Source organism: Microbacterium sp. ZKA21 (genome assembly GCF_050434165.1).
Classification (GTDB): domain Bacteria; phylum Actinomycetota; class Actinomycetes; order Actinomycetales; family Microbacteriaceae; genus Microbacterium.
Map to the genome: position 1 here is coordinate 422,385 of NZ_JBNPVV010000002.1, position 14,101 is coordinate 436,485.

20 protein-coding genes are annotated in these 14,101 nt (G+C 70.4%); 9 read left to right on the top strand and 11 right to left on the bottom strand.

Annotation, left to right across the window (positions count from 1 at the left end; genetic code table 11):
* Position 1: 1 nt before the first annotated feature.
* Positions 2-1,081 (top strand): alcohol dehydrogenase catalytic domain-containing protein, encoded by a 1,080-nt coding sequence (locus tag M2317_RS06165; RefSeq protein WP_429458342.1) that lies wholly within the window; start codon positions 2-4, stop codon positions 1,079-1,081.
* A gap of 19 nt (positions 1,082-1,100) precedes the next feature.
* Here M2317_RS06165 and M2317_RS06170 read toward each other — a convergent pair whose 3' ends face one another.
* Together M2317_RS06170 and M2317_RS06175 are read right to left on the bottom strand one after the other, a co-directional pair.
* On the bottom strand, positions 1,101-1,373 hold the full coding sequence (locus M2317_RS06170; protein WP_429458343.1) for a DUF7218 family protein: 273 nt from the start codon (positions 1,371-1,373) through the stop codon (positions 1,101-1,103).
* A gap of 30 nt (positions 1,374-1,403) precedes the next feature.
* Entirely contained in the window at positions 1,404-1,817 is a 414-nt protein-coding gene (locus M2317_RS06175; RefSeq protein ID WP_429458345.1) for a CBS domain-containing protein, read from the bottom strand.
* 207 nt (positions 1,818-2,024) lie between these two features.
* On the opposite strand from M2317_RS06175, the gene M2317_RS06180 reads away from it, so the two are divergent.
* Positions 2,025-2,360, top strand: coding sequence for an ATP-dependent DNA ligase (locus tag M2317_RS06180; protein ID WP_429458347.1), 336 nt, complete (start codon positions 2,025-2,027; stop codon positions 2,358-2,360).
* On the opposite strand, the gene surE is transcribed toward M2317_RS06180, so the two are convergent.
* Together surE and M2317_RS06190 are read right to left on the bottom strand one after the other, a co-directional pair.
* Positions 2,297-3,112 carry a 5'/3'-nucleotidase SurE gene (gene surE / locus M2317_RS06185; protein ID WP_429458349.1) on the bottom strand — a complete coding sequence of 272 codons (816 nt, stop codon included), beginning with the start codon at positions 3,110-3,112 and terminating at the stop codon, positions 2,297-2,299. The genes M2317_RS06180 and surE overlap by 64 nt on opposite strands.
* Positions 3,109-4,104: a 1-phosphofructokinase family hexose kinase gene (locus tag M2317_RS06190; RefSeq protein ID WP_429458351.1), complete on the bottom strand. Its 996-nt coding sequence runs from the start codon at positions 4,102-4,104 to the stop codon at positions 3,109-3,111. The genes surE and M2317_RS06190 overlap by 4 nt, the downstream gene beginning before the upstream one ends.
* 206 nt (positions 4,105-4,310) lie before the next feature.
* Between M2317_RS06190 and M2317_RS06195 the strand changes: the two genes are divergently transcribed.
* Positions 4,311-4,769, top strand: a complete 459-nt coding sequence (locus tag M2317_RS06195; RefSeq protein ID WP_429458353.1) for an SRPBCC family protein — start codon at positions 4,311-4,313, stop codon at positions 4,767-4,769.
* Positions 4,770-4,850: 81 nt separating this feature from the next.
* Entirely contained in the window at positions 4,851-4,988 is a 138-nt protein-coding gene (locus M2317_RS06200) for a hypothetical protein (protein ID WP_429458355.1), read from the top strand.
* 154 nt (positions 4,989-5,142) lie between these two features.
* On the opposite strand, the gene M2317_RS06205 is transcribed toward M2317_RS06200, so the two are convergent.
* Positions 5,143-5,436 carry a hypothetical protein gene (locus M2317_RS06205; protein WP_429458356.1) on the bottom strand — a complete coding sequence of 98 codons (294 nt, stop codon included), beginning with the start codon at positions 5,434-5,436 and terminating at the stop codon, positions 5,143-5,145.
* 195 nt (positions 5,437-5,631) lie between these two features.
* On the opposite strand from M2317_RS06205, the gene M2317_RS06210 reads away from it, so the two are divergent.
* Positions 5,632-6,519: an SDR family oxidoreductase gene (locus tag M2317_RS06210; RefSeq protein WP_429458358.1), complete on the top strand. Its 888-nt coding sequence runs from the start codon at positions 5,632-5,634 to the stop codon at positions 6,517-6,519.
* Complete coding sequence (locus tag M2317_RS06215) at positions 6,516-6,830, top strand: hypothetical protein (protein ID WP_429458360.1); 315 nt, start codon at positions 6,516-6,518, stop codon at positions 6,828-6,830. Before M2317_RS06210 ends, M2317_RS06215 begins: the two co-directional genes overlap by 4 nt.
* A gap of 26 nt (positions 6,831-6,856) precedes the next feature.
* On the opposite strand, the gene M2317_RS06220 is transcribed toward M2317_RS06215, so the two are convergent.
* The 5 genes from M2317_RS06220 to M2317_RS06240 form a co-directional block, all read right to left on the bottom strand.
* Entirely contained in the window at positions 6,857-7,867 is a 1,011-nt protein-coding gene (locus M2317_RS06220; protein WP_429458362.1) for a cation diffusion facilitator family transporter, read from the bottom strand.
* Positions 7,864-8,367 (bottom strand): hypothetical protein, encoded by a 504-nt coding sequence (locus M2317_RS06225; protein ID WP_429458363.1) that lies wholly within the window; start codon positions 8,365-8,367, stop codon positions 7,864-7,866. Before M2317_RS06225 ends, M2317_RS06220 begins: the two co-directional genes overlap by 4 nt.
* Positions 8,368-8,436: 69 nt before the next feature.
* Positions 8,437-9,171 carry a YidC/Oxa1 family membrane protein insertase gene (locus M2317_RS06230; protein ID WP_429458365.1) on the bottom strand — a complete coding sequence of 245 codons (735 nt, stop codon included), beginning with the start codon at positions 9,169-9,171 and terminating at the stop codon, positions 8,437-8,439.
* A gap of 61 nt (positions 9,172-9,232) precedes the next feature.
* Positions 9,233-9,505 carry a DUF6412 domain-containing protein gene (locus M2317_RS06235; RefSeq protein WP_429458367.1) on the bottom strand — a complete coding sequence of 91 codons (273 nt, stop codon included), beginning with the start codon at positions 9,503-9,505 and terminating at the stop codon, positions 9,233-9,235.
* 42 nt (positions 9,506-9,547) lie between these two features.
* Positions 9,548-10,165, bottom strand: a complete 618-nt coding sequence (locus tag M2317_RS06240; RefSeq protein WP_429458369.1) for an FHA domain-containing protein — start codon at positions 10,163-10,165, stop codon at positions 9,548-9,550.
* A gap of 116 nt (positions 10,166-10,281) precedes the next feature.
* Here M2317_RS06240 and M2317_RS06245 point away from each other — a divergent pair, with 116 nt between their 5' ends.
* Complete coding sequence (locus tag M2317_RS06245) at positions 10,282-11,325, top strand: NAD(P)H-dependent flavin oxidoreductase (protein WP_429458371.1); 1,044 nt, start codon at positions 10,282-10,284, stop codon at positions 11,323-11,325.
* 123 nt (positions 11,326-11,448) lie between these two features.
* Here the strand turns inward: M2317_RS06245 and purU are convergent, their stop codons facing one another.
* Entirely contained in the window at positions 11,449-12,300 is an 852-nt protein-coding gene (gene purU / locus M2317_RS06250; RefSeq protein WP_429458373.1) for a formyltetrahydrofolate deformylase, read from the bottom strand.
* A gap of 119 nt (positions 12,301-12,419) precedes the next feature.
* Here purU and M2317_RS06255 point away from each other — a divergent pair, with 119 nt between their 5' ends.
* Positions 12,420-13,628 carry a cation:proton antiporter gene (locus M2317_RS06255; RefSeq protein WP_429458374.1) on the top strand — a complete coding sequence of 403 codons (1,209 nt, stop codon included), beginning with the start codon at positions 12,420-12,422 and terminating at the stop codon, positions 13,626-13,628.
* Complete coding sequence (locus tag M2317_RS06260) at positions 13,628-14,083, top strand: glutaminase (protein ID WP_429458376.1); 456 nt, start codon at positions 13,628-13,630, stop codon at positions 14,081-14,083. Before M2317_RS06255 ends, M2317_RS06260 begins: the two co-directional genes overlap by 1 nt.
* Positions 14,084-14,101 lie beyond the last annotated feature (18 nt).

A 14,101-nucleotide genomic window follows, 5' to 3' on the forward strand; every position in this document is an offset into this window, starting at 1 on the left:
CATGCGGACGCTGCTGCCGCACGCCGAACTGCGCGACATCGCCCTGCGCCCGGCGGCCACGGCACGGGTCTGGCTCGGTGCGGGGATGCCGCTGGAGACCGTCGCCGTCCCCGGCGTCGCGCTCGCCGCCGGGGACGCGCTGGTGGCCGTCGAGCTCTCCACGATCTGCGGCTCGGACGTGCACACCGCGCGCGGTGATCGCCCCTCGCCCATGCCCGCCGTCCTCGGTCACGAGAGCATCGGTCGCGTGATCGCGCTCGGCGACGGAGGCGCGCAGACAGTCGACGGCGGCGACCTGCGCGTCGGCGATCGCGTGGTCTGGTCGGTCACGGTGTCCTGCGGCACGTGCGATCGGTGCGCATCGGGGATGACGCAGAAGTGCCGATCGCTGGCGAAGTACGGCCACGAGCGGATCGAGCCGCGCTGGGAGCTCACTGGCGGCTTCGCCTCGCACGTGCATCTGCGACGGGGGACCGCGATCGTGCGCGCGCCGGAGTCGCTTCCGGCGGCGGTGCTCGCGCCGGCCTCGTGCGCGACCGCGACCGCCTGGGCCGCTGTGGCACGGGCAGGGCGGGAGCTCGACGGCGTGCCCGTCCGCGTATACGGCGCGGGGCTGGTGGGTCTCACGGCCGCGGCCATCGCGGCCGATCTCGGTGCGCGGGTCACCGTGGTCGATCCGTCGGACGAGAGACGCCGGCTCGCGGAGCGCTTCGGCGCCGAACCGGGCGCGGGCGTCGGCGCCCCGAAGGTCGTGATCGAGGCCTCCGGCCACGCGGTGGCGCAGGCGATCGACGAGGTCGACGTCGGTGGAACGGTCGTGCTCGTGGGCAGCGTGTTCCCTGCTGCGGCCGTCGCACTGGATGCCGAGGACGTCGTCCGTCGTCTCATCACGATCACCGGAGTGCACAACTACGGGGGAGCGGACCTGTCGGCGGCCGTCGGATTCCTCGCCGGCCGCGGCAGGGCGTATCCGTTCGGTGACGTCGTCGGTGCGGTCCACCCGCTCGCCGATGCGGATGCCGCGCTCGCCGCAGCCGCGGCACCAGGTGCGCCGCTGCGGATCGGCCTCACTCCTCGGTGAGACCGATCCGCGCGGAGGGTCAGTGGTCGCGCAGCGCCGAGATGAGCTCGCCCTTGCGCTTGTCGGAGTAGCCCTGCAGCCCGAGCTCCTTGGCGCGCTTCTTCAGTTCGGGGACGGTCCAGTCCTCGTAGCTGCCGGATTCACCGCCGCGACGGCCGACCTCCGAGCGGCCCTTCTTCGTGCCGCCCGTGGCGTTCGAGATGCGCGCTGCCTTCTCCTTCGACGCGCCGTCCTCCCGCAGCTCCTCGTAGAGCTCCGGGTCCTTCAGTCGTGATCGCTGATCGCGTGGCATGGTCCTTCTCCTCTCTTCGGATGCCGATCGTCACACCGAGATGCGTTCGACGGTCTCACCGGTCTCCGCAGCTGGCATCGCGCGAGCGACATCCGCCTGGCTGACGATCCCGACCAGCAGGTGGTCTTCGATCACGGGAAGGCGGCGGATCTGATGCTCCTGCATGCGGCCGAGCGCGACGGAGATGTCGTCGGAGGCGGCGACGGTGATCGGCTTCCCGACCGCCAGCACCCCCGTACGGGTCGTTTCGGGGTCCATGCCGTTCGCGACCGCCTTGATGACGATGTCGCGATCAGTGAGCATCCCCTTCAGCCTGCTGTCCTCCCCGCAGATGGGCAGGGCTCCGACATCCAGCTCCGCCATCACGGTCGCGGCGATGTGCAGCGAGTCGTTCTCGCCGATGCATCGTGCGCCCGGTGTCATGATGTCGCTGACCAGGGTCATGATGAAGCTCCTCTCGTGTGCATGAGCGCCACGATACGAGCGCGGCGGCATACGCGTCCGGGGGTTGACACCCGGGGGTCGGGCGGACTCGCGGGTCGAACACCCCGGGTGCGCAGGATGACCGCGGCCGGACGACTACGCTGTGGACGAGGAAGCGCCACGGCCGTGCCCGATCCCCGGCGGGCTCGACACAGGAGAGGAATCTGCATGGGCAAGTTCATCTACGAGGGCGGCGTCAAGGTCGAGATCGAGGACCGCGCGCTCACGCACATCCAGCTGGTCATCAGTGCGAAGCTGCGCCGAGGCGAGCCCTTCCCGTTCTCCTGGCGTGAAGACGCCAGCGTCGGCGGCGGCCGCACGACCGTGTGGGTGCACGCCTCCAGTTCGCTGGTGTTCAAGTACTACGGCAGCCGCTCTCCGGCGATCAATCGCGCATGGATCGAGGCGCTGGCCTTCACCGCGAACTCGCCCGGTGGACTCTACCTCGTGCCCGAACCGGCGGACGGCGGCGAACCGGTCACGGCGGAGAACCCTGCGCTCTGACCGGCCAGCTTCGCGGGGAGTGGGAACGCGCAGCTGCTCACGGGGTCGATCCCGGTGACGGTCACCCATCCCTCCGCGAGGAGGGCGGCGTCGCTGTTCTCCGTGGGGATCAGAGGCAGATCCTCGACGGCGAGACGCACGTAGTGCTCGTCAGCCTCCATCAGGGTGGTCTGGACGATGCCGAACGGGGCGAGGGGCGCCTCGACGTACCCGCGCACCTCCGGTGCGTTGGGCACGTTCACGTTGACGACCGCTCCACGGGGGCGCGTCAACAGCTGCGGCACCAGTCGCAGCGCGGCATCCGCTCCCGTGCGCCAGTGGTACTCCGCCGGCTCGATGCCGACGTCGAGCGAGACCGCCATGCCCCGCGTGCCGCCGAGTCCGCCTGTGAGGGCGGCGCCGACCGTGCCGGAATGCAGGATCGCACGGCCCACGTTCGCGCCGTGATTCACACCGGACAGCACGAGGTCGACCGCGGCGCCGAACGCACCGCGCGTCGCGATCAGTGCGATCAGGCCGGGGCCGCCGTGCACGGCGTGCGCAGGGATGCCGACCAGGGCGTCCAACTCGCGTTTCTCGATGCGGATCCGGCCATCCGCTTCCTCGGCCAGGATGGACGCGCTCGATCCGCTGGACTGCTTCGCGGGTGCCGCCACGACCACGTCGAATCCCGCTGAGACGGCAGCAGCCGCGAGGGCATGCAGACCGGGGGCATCGATGCCGTCGTCGTTCGTGACCAGCACGCGGGTCATGAGCCCTCCCGGGGCGTCGCACGCGCCGCGAGGCCATCGGGGCTCGTGCGCTCCTCGGCGATCGGTGCCTCATCGGCATCGATCGTGCGCTGAAGCACGCGGTCGCGGAGCCCCCGGATGGCCGATCCGTCTCCGGTCCCCAGTCCGTGCCTGGTGACGTTGAGAGCACCGGCAGCGACCCCGAGCGAGATCGCCCGCCGCAGCGGCTCACCGCGCACGAGACCCGCCACGACGCCGGCGGTGAGCGAGTCGCCCGCTCCTCGGGTCTCCGCCTCGGCGAAGGCCCGCAACGAGACCTCGACGGTCCCGTGCTCGTCCATGAGCAGCAGCGGATCCGACGAGCGCGTCACGATCACCGAGCGTGCGCCCGCGTCGCGCAGTGCGCGCATCGCGGCACGGATGGCGACCGTCGAATCGTCGACGATGAGCCCGTCCGCTGTGAGCTCTTCGTGGCTCACCTTGAGGACATCGACTCCGCCGGCGACGACGGCCTGCATGCGGTCGCCGGCGAGATCCGCCACCACCCGGCGCTCGCCGTCGTGCAGGTCGGAGGCCAGACGGCGATACATGTCGGCGGGGACGGTCGCGTCGCCGACCGGTCCGCTGAGGATCGAGACGCGCGACCTCGTCGCGGCATCCAGCATCCGCGTGTACAGATCGTCGAGCTCATGGCGTCCGAGCGGGTCGCCCTGTTCCTCGGCGATCGCGACCCGCTTCCCTTCGCGGCGGTCGTGGACGTAGGCCGACCCGCGTCCGGCGCGCTCCACGGCGACGACGCGGAGTCCCTCGTCCTCGAGCAGGTGGCGGAGGGCGCCGCCGATCTCGCCGGTGAGCACGCAGCACATCGTGACCTCGCATCCCAGCCGCCGCAGCATCCGGGCCTGCCACACGCCCTGCCCGCCGGCATGGACGTGGATCTCGGAGCCCTGCGGGTGGTCCTCGACGGTGATGGTCAGGGTCGGGGACGGTGCGAAGACCGTGACATCGCTCATGTCGGCACGGTACGAGCGGTCGCGACCGCTGGCGCAGGGGATTGACGCGACGACGCCCAGCGGTTAGCGGTCCGTTCCCGTCGTACACTCGGCCGTCGACGGGAAGGCACGGTACGCGCCGGACCCGACGCGGTCAACCCCGAGGCGGTCTCGGCCGCGGCATCCCTAGAGTGAGCGGTCCGAGACCAGACGAGGAGATGAGTGGAATGACCGAGGCGATCAGAGCGGAGATCGAGGTCGAGGCGCCGGCGAGTGCGGTGTACGACCAGTGGGCGCGGCTGGAGGACATGCCGCAGTACATGTCGATGGTGAAGAGCATCGAGCGCCTGAGCGAGAATCGGACGCACTGGGTGGTCAACGTCGGAGGCGTGGAGCGCGAGTTCGACGCCACCGTGACCGAGGCGGTGCCGAACCAGCGCATCGCCTGGGCGAGCGAGGGCGAGAAGGTGCACACCGGCGTCGTGCGGTTCACTCCGATCGATGCCGAGCGCACGCGCATCGAACTGGAGATGGGCTGGGTGCCCGAGACCGTCACCGAGAAGGCAGGCGCCCTTCTGAACCTGGACGAGCGAGCTGCGGTATCCGACCTCAAGCGCTTCAAGGAACTCATGGAGGGCGGCGGGGGCGGGACCCGCGTCGGAGCAGACCCCGACCTCGCCTTCTGAGGCGAGCGCACATGGTCGTCATCGGCTTTCACGCGTCGCACGAGCAGGTGGCTCCGGCGACGCTGCTTCAGGCGGTCAGGGATGCCGAGGCTGTCGGTTTCGACGGCGGACCTGCTGTCCGATGCGCCCGTCGAGTCGACGGACGGGCACCTGATGGATCCGGAGAGCTACGGCTTCCGCGGGCTGCGACGGGTGGGCTCGGGAGCGCGCCGCTCCTGACCCGGTGAGCGGCCGACTCCTGGCTCGATCGGCGGCTCGTTCGGCCGTCGTCCGCGTGGTCCCTTCCTGGCCGATTCTTCGGCCTCGACCTGCTCGTCGTCCGGCGGCTGCGGCTCGACATGCGCAGGGCGCAGGCCCTGGTCTCCCACGCCGCTCATGGCGCCTCATCGCGGAGATCGGCGGGTTCGGCGTCCGAGCGGCTCGCGTCCTCCGCCAGGACGTCCGGCTCGTCCTCGGGGGACAGGTCACCCTGGCCGTCCTCGCCGAGGTCGGCCTCGAGCGGCTCGTCGCCCTGGGTCTCGGGCTGCTCGTCCACGTCCGCAGGGCCGTCGACGGTTTCCGGTTCGGCCTCGGCATCCGCCGGATCGATGTTGTCGGCATCCCGTTGTTCGACCCGCTCCGGCGGGAACGGCAGTTCGTCTTCGGGAATGGCTCGCGTGCCTGACATGGCTTCCTCCTTCGATCGGTGCAGTCCACCGTGCCGCAGGCGCATCGGCCGGTCAGCCCCGTTGACAGATAGCGCGCGAGCGCCCACGCACGCGGAGGATGACCGCGCGCTCAGTGTCAACCCCCTGGTTCTCCCGCGCGGCATGAAGGAGGGTCGGTCACGACCTTCCTTCCGTTTCCCCACAGCGAGGATGACATGACAGACACCGCAGAAGACCCCCGCTATGCGCACACCGACGGGCCGTTCCCTCCGCAGACGCAGGACGAGCAGCCGGGTCAGACCGACGAGACCAGGCCCACCCCCGATCACGGCGAGCAGAGCTACGTCGGGCACGGCCGACTGGCGGGACGACGCGCTCTCATCACGGGTGGCGACTCCGGCATCGGACGCGCGGTCGCGATCGCCTTCGCCCGCGAGGGAGCAGACGTCGCGATCGTGCACATGCCCGAGGAGCAGGAGGATGCCGACGACACCCTGGGCCTCGTCCGCAACGCGGGACGCAAGGGGCTGAGTCTCGCCGGCGACGTCCGTGAGGAGCAGTTCGCCACGGATGCCGTGATCGAGGCCCGTCGGGCACTCGGAGGCCTCGATGTGCTCGTGCTCAACGCCGCGTACCAGCACGACGTGGGCGGCTTCGCGAACCTGAGGACCGAGGACATGCGCCGCGTGTTCGACACGAACCTCGCGGGCCTGATGTACTCCGCACGCGCCGCGTACCCGTCGATGGAGGCCGGTGCATCGATCATCGTGACGGCGTCGATCCAGGCGGCCGAGCCCTCGCCCGGTCTCATCGACTACGCGATGACGAAGGCGGCGCAGGTGGCCTTCGTGAAGGCTCTGGCGCAGGAGGCGGGCACCCGCGGCATCCGGGTCAACGCCGTCGCCCCCGGGCCGATCTGGACCCCGCTGATCCCCTCCACAGGGTGGGACGAGGAGAAGGTGTCGCACTTCGGCTCTGATACTCCACTCGGGCGCGCCGGACAGCCGGCGGAACTCGCCGGTGCCTACGTGTACCTCGCGTCGACCGAGTCGTCGTACACGTCGGGTGCGGTTCTCGCCGTGACCGGAGGGAAGGCGCTGTGAGCATCGTGACCCCGACCGACCCTCCGTCAGCAGCGACCCCCTCGTGGGAGATCATCCCGCTCGGTCGTACGGGTTGGCGCATCTGCGACGCCACCCGTGGGCACTCGGATGCCGCGCGGCTCGTCGCCTACGCCGAGAAGAGCGAGCTCGGCGCGATCGAGGTGCTCTGGCTGCGCAGCCCGTGTCCGCACCGTTCGCGCTACCGGGATCTGGACGAACTCCTCGCCGAACTGGATGCCGCGGTGGCCGCCGCAGCCGAGGATCGTTCGACGCGCCCCTTCGAGATCCCGCACTTCCCGCCCGGAGGGTAGGAGCCGGAGGCGTGGCCCCGGATGCCTCAGCGGGCCATGCCCGTTGAGGCATCCGCACCGCGGTCGGCCTCGTCGGGCAGTTGCTCGACCGGAATGACGACCACATCCTGAACCTTCCAGTCCAGGGCTGCGATGCCCTCAGAGGCGCGGCGCACCTTCGGCAGCGACACCCGTGTGCGGTACGGCCGCACGAAGGCCTCGATGTGGAACACCTGTCCCTCGTCACGCATGCGGACGGCCGCGTCTGCGACCCACGGCAGCCCGCGGAGGTACCGCACGACCTCGGCGGCGAGGGGGTGCGGCGTCCTGTCGTCATACGTCCGCGCCCGCTGGTCCATGAGGTCGCGCACGGCGGAGCGGGTGTTGCGCACGCCGTCGCGCACGATGCCGATCGAGATGAACAGGGCGGCTGCTCCATCGAGCCACCACACTCCGAGTCCGATGCCCAGGACCCCGACGATCGAGGCGGCGTTCGTCTGCCAGTCCGCTTTCGCCATATCGGCGTCCGCGTGCAGGAGCTTGTTGTGCAGGAGCGGCGCGAGTCGCGCCTTGGCGGGCCCGTAGAAGAAGACCGGCCCGATCACGATGACGCTCATCACCCCCACCATGAGCCAGCCCAGCCAGATCGTCTGCCCGAACAGCTGCACCGTGCCGATCGTCGGATGATCCTGCGTGACGAGCCCGCTGACGGCTTCGAAGGCGAGGTTCAGACCCACAGTCGCGAGGGCGACACCGGCGACGACGTGGCCGACACCCATCGCGCGGTGACGGCCGTACGGATGGTCGATGCTCGGCCGGCGCCGGACCAGGAGCAGCGCGACGAGGAAGGCGATCTGGGGCAGCAGTGACAGCATGTCCTCGATCCACGCCGTGCGCATCGATTGCGATCCGCCCACCACGAACGCCACCACGATGATCGTCGCGGTCGTGTAGGCGATCGTGAACCACTCCCACCGGATCGCGGAATCCAGCGCCCGACGCTGCTCGCGCGGCAGATCCGTCCGTCCGAATCGGTGCCGCTCGGTGCGGATCATCATCCGGCCTTCCCATCCAGGAAGAGCTCGATGTCGGACAGCAGCGCGTTCTCGCCGGCCGGCACGAGCCACACGACGGTGCGCCCCTTCAGGTCCGGAAGATCGGAGTAACCGCGCGTCGTCCCCACCCGTTCGGACCAGGGCGTCTCGGCGCTGAACCCGCCGATGGCGATGTCGATGGCGCCGTCCTCGAGCAGGCCGACGAGCGTCTCCTCGCCGGCCGGTGTCCACGAGATGCGCGCGTCGATGGAGTCCGCGTAGTCGTTCGCGAGCTCGATCAGCGGCCCGTCCGGGGGATCACCGGGTCCGCTTCCGAGTTCGGCGAGGTCCGGTTCCGCACTCAGACCGATCCGCAGCGTCCCATCGGTCACGGACTCGAGTGTTCCGTCCGGGTCGACGGGCATCGTGCCCAGGCATCCGCTCAGAGCCAGCACCAGGGCGCCGCTCGCGGCGACGGCAGCGGAGCGCGGGAGGGGCGATCGTCGAGCGGTACGGTCCGGCATGCGTTCAGGATCCGCATGTCGGATGCCGTGCTCAACAGGGTTGACCACGGCATCCGGCCCGGCTAGCAATCACACCGGCAGCGGATACCGGCGGCGCAGGATGATGCGCTGGATCAGCGTCCAGATCACCGTGACCGTCAGATACAGCGCGGCCGCCAGCGGGACGAACAGGGCGAACACCACGGTGGCGTAGTGCAGGGCGCTCATCATCCGCAGCATGCCAGGGGAGGACATCGGCGAGTCGTCGACGGGCGTCGGTCGGAACACGCGTCGGGTGATCTCGGTGGTGACCGCCATGATGGCCAGGAGCCCGCCGAAGACCGCGAACGTCTGGAGCGAGAAGGGACCAGCGGTCAGCATGTGCACCAGGCTCGTGCCCAACGGCGCCCCGAACAGGTCGTGCGCGAGCAGGTCGTTCGGGTGACCGGCGATCTCGGCACGCAGGAACAGCGTGTACAGGAGACCGACGACGGGCGCCTGCAGCAGCACGGGGAGGAAACCGGCGAACGGCGAGGTGTTCTCGTCGCGGTAGAGCTGCAGGGTCTCGAGCTGCAGTCGTTCGGGGTTCTTTCCGTGGCGCTTCTGGAGCGCGCGCAGTCGTGGGGCCAGGCGCGCCCTGGTCTGTTCGGCCCTGGCCTGGGAGATGCCGACCGGGATGAGCAGCGTCCGGATGATGAGTGTGACGACGACGACAGCGAGGGCGGCGGCACCGGCCGCGGGTTCGAAGAAGGTGGCGAGGCCCGCGAGTGCGCCGTAGGCGGCGTCCAGGAGCGCGGCGAGGGGCGGGAAGGCGAAGATGTCCATGGGGTCCGTTCGATGAGTCGGGAGGGTCGGCGGATGCCGTGTCCCGAAACGAACGGACGGGTCACACGGCGCGCACGACTCCCGGCGCTCGCGGACGAGGGTGACCGGCGGCATCCGGATCGCTTTGCGAGAGCAGAGCAGACGCATCGATGCCGCGCAGCGGATGCGGGGGCGAGTCCTTGCCGACGGCGGGCGCGCTGATCGCGACGGCGACGACGAGTGCCGCGACGGCGAGGACCGCGACGGCCAGCCCCAGGGCGGCCATGTCCGGCATCGCCACGAGCCCGAGCACGGACAGCACGAACGCCATCAGCTGCTCGATCGTCGCGGTCATGACATCGAGGGTACTCCTCACGGGTGGGCGTCGGCCGCGGGGTCAGCTCCAGGGCTCGTTGGAAGCGCCGTCCTCATCCGGCGCAGTCGCACCCTGCTTGTCGCCGGACAGCCGTGCGGTCGTGGACGACCGCACGGCGCCCTCCGCCGAACCGCCCTGCCCGGAGGCGTTGGCGGTCGTCGGATCCTTCGCAGCGGCATCCGTGCCGGAGCGCGGTGCGGCGGCATCCTCCGAGTAGTCGGGGCGAGGCGGTTGCAGGTCCTGATCGGACAGCTCCCCGCCCTGGCGTCCGCCGTACGGGCGGCCATGGTCCGCGGACTCCTCGCGCCTGAACACCAGCTGCCACTCGCCGATCGTGAAACTCGCTCCGGTGCGCAGGATCTGGGTGCGCTCGCCGGTAGCGTCCTGGGACGCGGCGCTCGTCTCACCCTCTCCGTGCAGCGTCAGCACGTACTCGTCGCGTTCGTCGTGCGTGATGGTCGCGTGCACAGGGTCGGCACCGGCGAGGACGAGGTCGCTGCCCGCGGCCGATCCGATCTGCACGACGTCGCCCTGCAGGTGGTAGACGAGGCGGTCGTCGTCACGGGTGATGCGCAGGTGCGGATCGCCGGCACCCCAGGCGTCGTGCGTCGTGGTGGGCGTGTGCGGTTGCGTGCTCATGGTGACCTCCTGGTCCGGCGGCTGATCTCCTGGTCCGACGGTAAGCGGATGCCGTCGCGGGGCGAGAGGGGGTTGACAGCGACCGAGCGGAGCGGCGGCGGGCGTAGCCTCGAATCATGACCGATCTCGCAGAACTTCTCGGCATCCGGCATCCGATCGTGCTCGGCGCGTTCGGAGGGCTGTCCTCGATCGAACTGACCGCGGCGGTCAGCGAAGCGGGCGGACTGGGATCGTACGGGCTGTACGGGTACGACGGCGAGCGGATCCGGCGGACGGCGGCCGAACTCCGCGCCGCGACCGAGCATCCGTTCGCGTTCAACATCTGGCTGCCGTTGGGCGACGAGGTCGAGCCGGGCCCGCAGCACGCCGTCTTCGCGCAGGCGCTGGAGCCGTTCTACGAGGCGGTCGGCGTCGATGTCCCTGCGCCACCGGAGCGCTACCTGCCGTCGCTCGAGGAGCAGCTCGACGCGATCTGGGATGCCGCTCCCGCCGTGCTCAGCGTGGTCTACGGCGTTCCGTCGGAGGCGATGATCTCCGAAGCGCGCGCCCGCGGCATCCGCGTGGTCGGGACGGCCACGACCGTGGCCGAGGCGCTGGCTCTCGAGGCGGGCGGAGTGGACGCCATCGTCGCGACGGGCATGGAAGCGGCGGGGCACCGGGTGTCGTTCCTGCGGGAGCCGGAGGAATCCCTGGTCGGTGCGTTCGCGCTGGTTCCGCAGGTGGTGGATGCCGTGGGCATCCCGGTGATCGCCGCCGGCGGCATCGCGGATCGACGCGGTGTGGCCGCAGCCTTCGCTCTGGGCGCCTCGGCGGCTCAGGTCGGCACAGCGTTCCTGGCGACCGCGGAGTCGGCGGCCAACGAAGCGCATCGGGCGGCCATCCGTGCGACATCGGCCGACGCCAGCGTGCTCACTCGCGCGATGAGCGGGCGCCTGGCGCGCGGCGCCCGCAACCGGGCCGTGCGGGCGATCGAGGCGAGCGGGAGCATTGCACCGTTCCCGATGCAGAACTGGCTCACCGGACGGTTCCGCACCGCCGCGGGTGAGCAGAACCTCGGCGAGCTGCAGTCGCTCTGGCTCGGGCAGTCGGCGCCGCTGGCGCGGTGGGACACGGCATCCGCCCTGTTCGAGGAGCTCGTGGCGGGGGTACCGGGGAGCTGACGGCCCGGCTCGCGTGCGGAATTCCGGATGCTCACGGCGCGTCGGCTCCGCGCGGACGGCCGACACGCGGATGCCGCGGTGAGCCGTCCGTGATCCGGCACACGCGCCGGGCGTCGACCAGCCCTACAGGATGACGGTCGACCGTCCGTGCACGATCACGCGGTCTTCCGCGTGCCACTGCACGGCGCGGGCGAGGACGAGGCGCTCGACATCGGCGCCGCGGCTCTGTAGCTCGGCGGCGGATTCGGAATGCGTGACGCGGGTGACGTCCTGCTCGATGATCGGACCCTCGTCGAGATCCGCGGTGGCGTAGTGCGCGGTGGCGCCGATGAGCTTCACCCCGCGCTCCTTGGCCCTGGCGTACGGGTTCGCCCCGATGAACGCCGGCAGGAACGAGTGGTGGATGTTGATCACCGGGACGCCGAGCTGCTCGATGAACGTGTCGGTGAGGATCTGCATGTACCGGGCGAGGACGACGAGGTCGACGTTGCCCTGCAGCAGGTCGAGCTGGCGCTGCTCCATGGACTGCTTGTCCCCTGACGGGATGTGCACGAACGGCACGCCGAAGCTGCGCACCGATTCGGCGAGGTCGGGGTGGTTGGAGATGACCATCGTGATGTCGATGTCGAGCTGGCCGCGCTGCGCGCGCCAGAGCAGTTCCATGAGGCAGTGGTCGTACTTCGACACGAAGATCGCGACCCGCTTGCGGCGCGAGACGTCGTGCAGCGACCACTCCATGCCGAAGCGGTCGGCGACCCGCTGGACGGAGGCCTCGAGCGCGGGGCGCGCGGCCGAGAGCCCGGGCAGATGGATCACGGTGCGCTGGAAGAACCGCCCGCCCTCGGAATCCGTGGAGTGCTGATCCAGCGAGATGATGTTCGCGCCGTGCTCGGCCAGCACACCGGCGACGGCGGCGACGATTCCGGGCTGGTCGTCGCACGCGATGAGCAGACGGGCGGTGTCGGGCTGGGACATGGGTGCTCCTTGCAGGGTCTGGGTCGATTCTGCCCCGTGTGCGGCGGTGGTGACGAATCGGAAGGCGCTCGCGCGGAATCGGCCCGCCCGCCGACGTCGGGGCCGATAATCTGACAGGCGTGAACCCGAGCGAAGCAGGACTCGTCCTCGTCCCCCTGATGGCCGTGCTGGCGCCCCTGCTCGCGAAGGGCGTGCGACCGGTGCTGCGCGTTCCCGTCATCGTGTTCGAGCTCGTGCTCGGCATCCTGATCGGTCCGTCGCTGCTGGGCTGGGTCGAGACCAGCGAGCTGCTCGACAAGCTCAGCGAGTTCGGGCTGGCACTGCTGTTCTTCATCGCCGGCTCCGAGATCGACTTCCGCCGGCTCGCGGGCAAGCCGCTCGTGCGGGCATCGCTGGGCTGGGTCCTGAGCGTCGCGCTCGGCATCGGCCTGGGCTTCTTCTTCGCCCCGGGCGAGGGGATGGTCGTGATCGGAATCGCCCTGAGTTCGACCGCCCTCGGCACGCTGATGCCGATCCTGCGCGATGCCGGTGAACTCGGCACGCCCTTCGGCCGCACGGTGACCGCGATCGGAGCGGTCGGCGAGTTCCTGCCGCTGATCGCCATCTCGGTCTTCCTCAGCACGCGGACGACGTGGGTCGCGACCGCGGTGCTGCTCACCTTCGTGGTGCTCGCCGGCGCCGTGGTGCTGTTCGCGCAGCGGACGCCGCATGGACGCCTGCACGCCTTCCTGCGGGCGACGCTGCACACGTCGGATCAGTTCGGCATCCGGTTCGTGCTGCTGCTCATCGCATCGCTCGTCGCCCTGAGTGTCGTCCTCGATCTCGACATGCTGCTCGGCGCGTTCGTCGCCGGCGCCGTGTGGCGCATCATCATGGCACGGGCGCCGAAGGAGGATGCCGAGGAGATCGAGAGCAAGATCGAGGCGATCGCCTTCGGCTTCCTGGTGCCGATCTTCTTCATCTACACCGGCCTCACGTACGACCTCGATGCGCTGCTCGCGTCGCCTCAGGCCATGACGCTGGTGCCGGTGTTCCTGATCGCGCTGCTGCTGTTCCGCGGCGCGGCCGCGCAGTTCTCGGCGGAGCCGGGGGCGAGCATGCGAGAGCGGTCGGCGCTCGCGCTGATGTCCGCGACGGGGCTCCCGATCATCGTCGCGGTGACGGCGATCGGCGTGGAGCAGGACATGCTCGACTCGGGCATCGCTGCGGCGCTCGTCGGAGCAGGGATGCTGTCGGTGCTGCTGTATCCGCTCATCGCGATGTCGCTGCGCGGCGACAGCGCCAAGCTCGCCGAGGCGGGCAGGGGCAAGCCGGTCGGCGAGCTGTGATGTCGACCGCAGCTCTCCTGCAGGATGCCCGCCGACAGCTCGTCGGCGTGGCCAAGGAGGGGCTCGGCGAGGAACGGCACTCGCGCTTCCGCGGTGACCGGATCGTCCGCATCGGCGAGGCCTGGCATGTGGGCGTCCTGCTGCTGACGGACGATGCCGTGCTGGCCACCGCCGAGGTGCTGCGTGCCGCGGATGCGGGTCGGCGCGGGTACACGGCCGAGTCCGCGCGTGAGCGTGCGGTGCGCCGGGAGTGGGCGCTGCGCGGCGGGTTCGGCGAGGGAGAGGTCGCCCACGTCGGGTGGAGCGTGATCGATGCGGATGCCGTGGATGCCGGCGGAGCGTCCGGTCCGCTCGCGATGCTCGACGGCGTCCCGCACGTGCGGTGGTCGAGCGCCGGTGGGTACATGCCGCTGGACGCATACCTGCGCGAGCGGATCGCGCTGCTGACCGGGTGACGGCCGGCGCGGCGACCG

Excerpts from the sequence above, each read along its gene's own strand:
- M2317_RS06165 (WP_429458342.1), top strand. The coding sequence starts at position 2 with ATGCGGACGCTGCTGCCGCACGCCGAACTGCGCGACATCGCCCTGCGC.
- M2317_RS06170 (WP_429458343.1), bottom strand. The coding sequence starts at position 1,373 with ATGCCACGCGATCAGCGATCACGACTGAAGGACCCGGAGCTCTACGAG.
- M2317_RS06175 (WP_429458345.1), bottom strand. The coding sequence starts at position 1,817 with ATGACCCTGGTCAGCGACATCATGACACCGGGCGCACGATGCATCGGC.
- M2317_RS06180 (WP_429458347.1), top strand. The coding sequence starts at position 2,025 with ATGGGCAAGTTCATCTACGAGGGCGGCGTCAAGGTCGAGATCGAGGAC.
- surE (WP_429458349.1), bottom strand. The coding sequence starts at position 3,112 with ATGACCCGCGTGCTGGTCACGAACGACGACGGCATCGATGCCCCCGGT.
- M2317_RS06190 (WP_429458351.1), bottom strand. The coding sequence starts at position 4,104 with ATGAGCGATGTCACGGTCTTCGCACCGTCCCCGACCCTGACCATCACC.
- M2317_RS06195 (WP_429458353.1), top strand. The coding sequence starts at position 4,311 with ATGACCGAGGCGATCAGAGCGGAGATCGAGGTCGAGGCGCCGGCGAGT.
- M2317_RS06200 (WP_429458355.1), top strand. The coding sequence starts at position 4,851 with ATGCCGAGGCTGTCGGTTTCGACGGCGGACCTGCTGTCCGATGCGCCC.
- M2317_RS06205 (WP_429458356.1), bottom strand. The coding sequence starts at position 5,436 with ATGTCAGGCACGCGAGCCATTCCCGAAGACGAACTGCCGTTCCCGCCG.
- M2317_RS06210 (WP_429458358.1), top strand. The coding sequence starts at position 5,632 with ATGACAGACACCGCAGAAGACCCCCGCTATGCGCACACCGACGGGCCG.
- M2317_RS06220 (WP_429458362.1), bottom strand. The coding sequence starts at position 7,867 with ATGATGATCCGCACCGAGCGGCACCGATTCGGACGGACGGATCTGCCG.
- M2317_RS06225 (WP_429458363.1), bottom strand. The coding sequence starts at position 8,367 with ATGCCGGACCGTACCGCTCGACGATCGCCCCTCCCGCGCTCCGCTGCC.
- M2317_RS06230 (WP_429458365.1), bottom strand. The coding sequence starts at position 9,171 with ATGGACATCTTCGCCTTCCCGCCCCTCGCCGCGCTCCTGGACGCCGCC.
- M2317_RS06235 (WP_429458367.1), bottom strand. The coding sequence starts at position 9,505 with ATGACCGCGACGATCGAGCAGCTGATGGCGTTCGTGCTGTCCGTGCTC.
- M2317_RS06240 (WP_429458369.1), bottom strand. The coding sequence starts at position 10,165 with ATGAGCACGCAACCGCACACGCCCACCACGACGCACGACGCCTGGGGT.
- M2317_RS06245 (WP_429458371.1), top strand. The coding sequence starts at position 10,282 with ATGACCGATCTCGCAGAACTTCTCGGCATCCGGCATCCGATCGTGCTC.
- purU (WP_429458373.1), bottom strand. The coding sequence starts at position 12,300 with ATGTCCCAGCCCGACACCGCCCGTCTGCTCATCGCGTGCGACGACCAG.
- M2317_RS06260 (WP_429458376.1), top strand. The coding sequence starts at position 13,628 with ATGTCGACCGCAGCTCTCCTGCAGGATGCCCGCCGACAGCTCGTCGGC.